General features: G+C 53.3%; 4 protein-coding genes. All 4 read right to left on the bottom strand.

Annotation, left to right across the window (positions count from 1 at the left end; translation table 11 throughout):
• Positions 1-2,921: ATP-binding protein (locus ABYW01_RS15430; protein ID WP_372834319.1), on the bottom strand; the 2,921-nt coding region annotated here is incomplete at its 3' end.
• Positions 2,914-3,084, bottom strand: coding sequence for a hypothetical protein (locus ABYW01_RS15425; RefSeq protein ID WP_372834316.1), 171 nt, complete (start codon positions 3,082-3,084; stop codon positions 2,914-2,916). The genes ABYW01_RS15425 and ABYW01_RS15430, both read right to left, overlap by 8 nt.
• Before the next feature lie 10 nt (positions 3,085-3,094).
• Positions 3,095-3,976 (bottom strand): tRNA glutamyl-Q(34) synthetase GluQRS, encoded by an 882-nt coding sequence (gene gluQRS, locus ABYW01_RS15420; RefSeq protein ID WP_372834315.1) that lies wholly within the window; start codon positions 3,974-3,976, stop codon positions 3,095-3,097.
• Positions 3,977-4,029: 53 nt separating this feature from the next.
• Positions 4,030-4,284: RNA polymerase-binding protein DksA (gene dksA, locus ABYW01_RS15415; RefSeq protein ID WP_372834313.1), on the bottom strand; the 255-nt coding region annotated here is incomplete at its 5' end.

The following is a 4,284-nucleotide window of genomic DNA, read 5'->3' as shown; positions in this document are numbered from 1 at the left end:
TCGTCTCCAATATGGAACGGCAATGTGATTACCACGCGAGTGCCTTTATTCTGCTTGTTGTTGGCAGGGCTAATAATCTCAATACTACCATAATGTTCCTCTATTATGTTGTAGACCAGTGGTAAGCCAAGTCCAGTTCCTTTACCCGGGTCCTTCGTGGTAAAGAAAGGTTCGAACAATTTGTCCTGACATTCCGGCGGAATTCCGGTGCCTTCGTCGGTGACAGCGATCGAAATGGTTTCGCCGCTACTGTCGGCGTCGATCCATATATGGTTGTAATCTTCTGAGGCGTCGCAGGCATTATTCAGCAGATTTACAAAAACCTGGATCAGTTGCTGCGGATCTCCCCATACGTGCAGGCCGGGTGCGACATTGTTCAGGTATTGCTGAAATTTACCGCGGCTATCGAGAGAGACGAGATGAATTGCCTCATCAAAACAATGGCGTAAGTTGACGGATTCGTGTGCAATTTCGCTATCACTCTGTCCGCCACGGGCAAAACGTACCAATGACTGCACAATGCGGCTGATACGTTTGGTCTGGTCGACGATCTGATCGCCGGTTTCCAGAATCTCTTCGTTATCAGTTTCGAGCTTCAGATTTTGTGCCAGACAGGCGATACCGGTGACGGGATTGCCAATTTCGTGAGCGACCCCTGCTGCAAAACGGCCAATTGAGGAGAGGCGTTCGCTGTGGGCCAGCCGGTTTTGTAGCAATCGAGTCTCTGACTCGTCCTCGAGCAGGATGACCATTCCGCTGGTGCTTTCTTCGCTCAGCAGCGCTTTGTGTAGTGCAAACCAGTGTGACTGGCTGTTCAGATGGATGGGTTCGGCGACTTCGTGGGCCAGCGGGGATTGGGCAAAGTTCCCCAGCAGAGTGCCCCATGGAGAGGGCAGTCGGCTCAGAGGAATACCCGCGCAATCCGCTGCGGTGATCCCGGTCACTTGTTCCATCTCTGAGTTCCAGAACAGAATTTCGCCGGTGTTATCCAGGGTGCAAACACCGACGGGCAGCCGTTGCAGGATCAGGCGGTGATAGCGCCGCAGTTCATCCAACTCAGCCGCCAGGCCGGTAAGCTGTACCTGATAGGTTTCCAGCTGACTTTCCATCAGATGTACGTTACGACCGCTCGCCAGTGTGCGGATACCTGCGGTCTGACTGCTGTGGTCCAGCGGGCTGAGCAAGGTGGCTGCTTCTACCGGGCCAAGCAGTCCCGTCAGGTTGTGTTCAAGCTGTGTCCGTAAGCGTAAGAGATCGACCGGACGTAACATGCCGGGTTTCAGGGCCAGTTGATCGAGTGCGCTCTGGATTTCACGTCGTGCCGCATCCTGGCCTACACGTGGGGAGAGCAGTTCCTGAAAATCTTCAATCCGGGTCGCGGTCAGGCTGGTGGTGGAGTGGCGTTGCAGTACGTTCAGCAGGCAGGCGCTGGCGGCATGTTCCTCTTCCGCATTTTGTTCCGTGAACAGGGAAATCAGTGTCAATGTCAGTGCGTTCAGCACCAGCGCCAGTACCGCAGCGGTATCCGGGTCATATTCTTCAACGCGGAATGTATCCGCCACCATCGGATCAATAGGCCCCAACAACGGGAACAGCATGGTGTACATCCACACGCCCATGCCGACCAACAGTCCACAAATTACGCCCCAGCGGTTAGCGCGCTGCCAGAACAAGGTGACCAACAGGGCGGGTAGAAACTGCAGGAAGGCTACAACTGCGATGATTCCTAGCTGGTGCAGGTCGTAGAAACTGCCTATTTTCTGATAAAACAAATAACAGCCAAACAAGATCAAAATCATCAGACTGCGGCGTAACCATAGCACCCAGGTATAAAAACGACGGGTATCCGGAAACGGGACCATAGGTAACAAAATATGGTTCTGCAGCATTGAGGCCATCGCAACAGTGGCCACAATCGAAATGCCGCTGGCGGCAGACAATCCGCCGATAAAGGCCAGAACGGTCAGCCATTCAGAATCCAGATGCATACCCAGATACAGCAGTAAAAACTCAGGATTTCCTCCTGCACCGAGGCTCATGCCCGCCCACAAGATGGGAGGGACCGCGAGCGCCAATAAAAACAGAAACAGTGGCATGCCCCAGGTGGCTTTATAGAGCGTTTCGTCTGAGCTGTTTTCGGTGAACATCATATGGAACATATGAGGCATAACGACCGCCGCACTGAAGAACGCAATCAGTAACGTACGCCAGATCTCAGCATCAAACTGCGTGTTCAGTACGGCTAGCTGGTCAGGGTTGGCCAGTAGCCAGCTTTCCAGCCCGCTTGGCCCGCCAAGAATGGAAAAAAAGGCGTACAGACCAATCGCCACCAGTGCGATCAGTTTGATCAAGGATTCCACGGCCATGGCTACAACGAGGCCGGGATGTTTGTTACGTAAGGTGGCGTGCCGGGCACCAAACAGAATGGAAAACAGCGCCAGAACAGAGCAAAAGCCGAGTGCAAACTGACTGACGGTAAACTGCTGATTAAAAATATAGAGGCTGTCTGCGACCGCCTGAATCTGAATCGAGATCATCGGCATCGTCGCCATGACCGTCAGAATGGTGGTGATTGTGCCTACGGCACCGCTGCGGAACCGAAAAGCAAACAGGTCAGCCAGCGAGCTGAGCTGGTAAGTACGGGTGATCCTCAGAATGGGGATCAGCAGGGCCGGTGCCAAAATAAAGGCGCCAACGGCCCCGAGATAAGAGGCCAGATAGAGGTAGCCGGATTCCGATGCCAGACCAAAAGCGCCATGGAATGTCCAGACGCTGGCATATACGCCAATAGACAGCACATGCGTAAGCGGATGGCGGACCAGTCGCGCCGGTAGCAAATTGCGCTCAGTCAGGTAGGCGGTACCAAAAAGAAAGGCGAGGTATGCAAAGCCGATTAAAAACAGTTGGGACAGGTCAAGCATGTTGGCGTCTCTGCTCGATAATGATGGCTGCTATCACGACGCCGATCCAGACCACAAAAGGCCGAAACCAGGGGCCGTCCATCTCTTGCCACCAGTTGATAATCAGTGGTGCCAGAACATACGCCGCGGGCAGCAGCAAAAGAAGCAAGCGATGGAAATACATGTATGGTCCCTTACGACGTACGGATCTGTTGCAGAACGGGGGCTACCTGCTCCATCTTCCAGTTTGTGACAGCCCATTTCAACAATTCATCCACGCTGGCATCAACTAAGACCGGGTCGGGTGACTGATTCAGAAAATGAAGGGCTTCAATGAGTTGAGGTACAGGGTGTTCCAGATTGAGTGCGGTGGCGTAAGTTTGTTTGCTGAGCTTCTGACCGTCGCTGTTTGCCGCGACAGGGATATGCGCATACCGCGGAGGATCGATGCCTAGCAGGTCCTGCAAATGGATCTGTTTTGGGGTTTCCGGTAGCAGATCACTGCCGCGTACCACATGGGTAATCCCCTGTAGATGATCATCAACGACGACCGCCAATTGGTACGCAAAGAGGCCGTCTTTACGGAATACGACGAAATCCCCGGCTGTATTGGGGAGGTCAAAGGTTTGCGGACCCTGAATCAGATCAAGGAAGCGGGTGATCGTGTCAGGGCAGTGCACACGTATCGCGGCGTCTTTGTCCGGGGAAGGGGATTTTTCGATGCAAAAGCCATCATAAACAGGGCTGCCGCTGCGTTCCAGTAACTGCTTTCGGGAACAGTCGCAACGATAGGCATCACCATTTTCCAGTAAGCGCTGCAGTGCATTCTGGTAATAAGCGTGGCGTTCACTTTGATGTGTTAGCTCGCCATCCCAATACAGGCCAAAAGCTTCTAAGGTTGTGGGAAAGCTGGCACAGGCACCGGTCTGTTCGCGTGGCGGGTCGAGATCCTCAATACGTAACAACCAATCACCATCATTGGCGCGCGCATCAAGATAGCTGGCGAGTGCTGCGAGTAATGAACCAAAGTGCAGCAAGCCGGTAGGAGATGGGGCAAAACGTCCGACGTAATTCACAGAGTATCAAAAGAGCCGTCCGACCGGTGATCCGGTCAGACATCTCAAATCGACTAGCCGCCGACCTGTTTCTCTTTGATCTCTGCGAGTGTTTTACAGTCGATACAAAGGGTCGCAGTTGGGCGTGCTTCGAGTCGACGGATACCAATTTCGATACCGCATGCATCGCAGTACCCATAATCGTCGGCTTCTATGCGTTCTGCTGCTTCGTCAATTTTCCGGATCAGCTTGCGTTCGCGATCACGAGTACGGAGTTCAAGGCTAAACTCTTCTTCCTGACTTGTGCGATCACTCGGATCTGCAAAATT

Origin of the sequence: Pontibacterium sp. (genome assembly GCF_041587635.1) — a bacterium.
Taxonomy (GTDB): Bacteria; Pseudomonadota; Gammaproteobacteria; order Pseudomonadales; family Balneatricaceae; genus Pontibacterium.
Note: the sequence above shows the minus strand (reverse complement) of the source record. Positions and strands in the feature narration are given on the sequence as shown.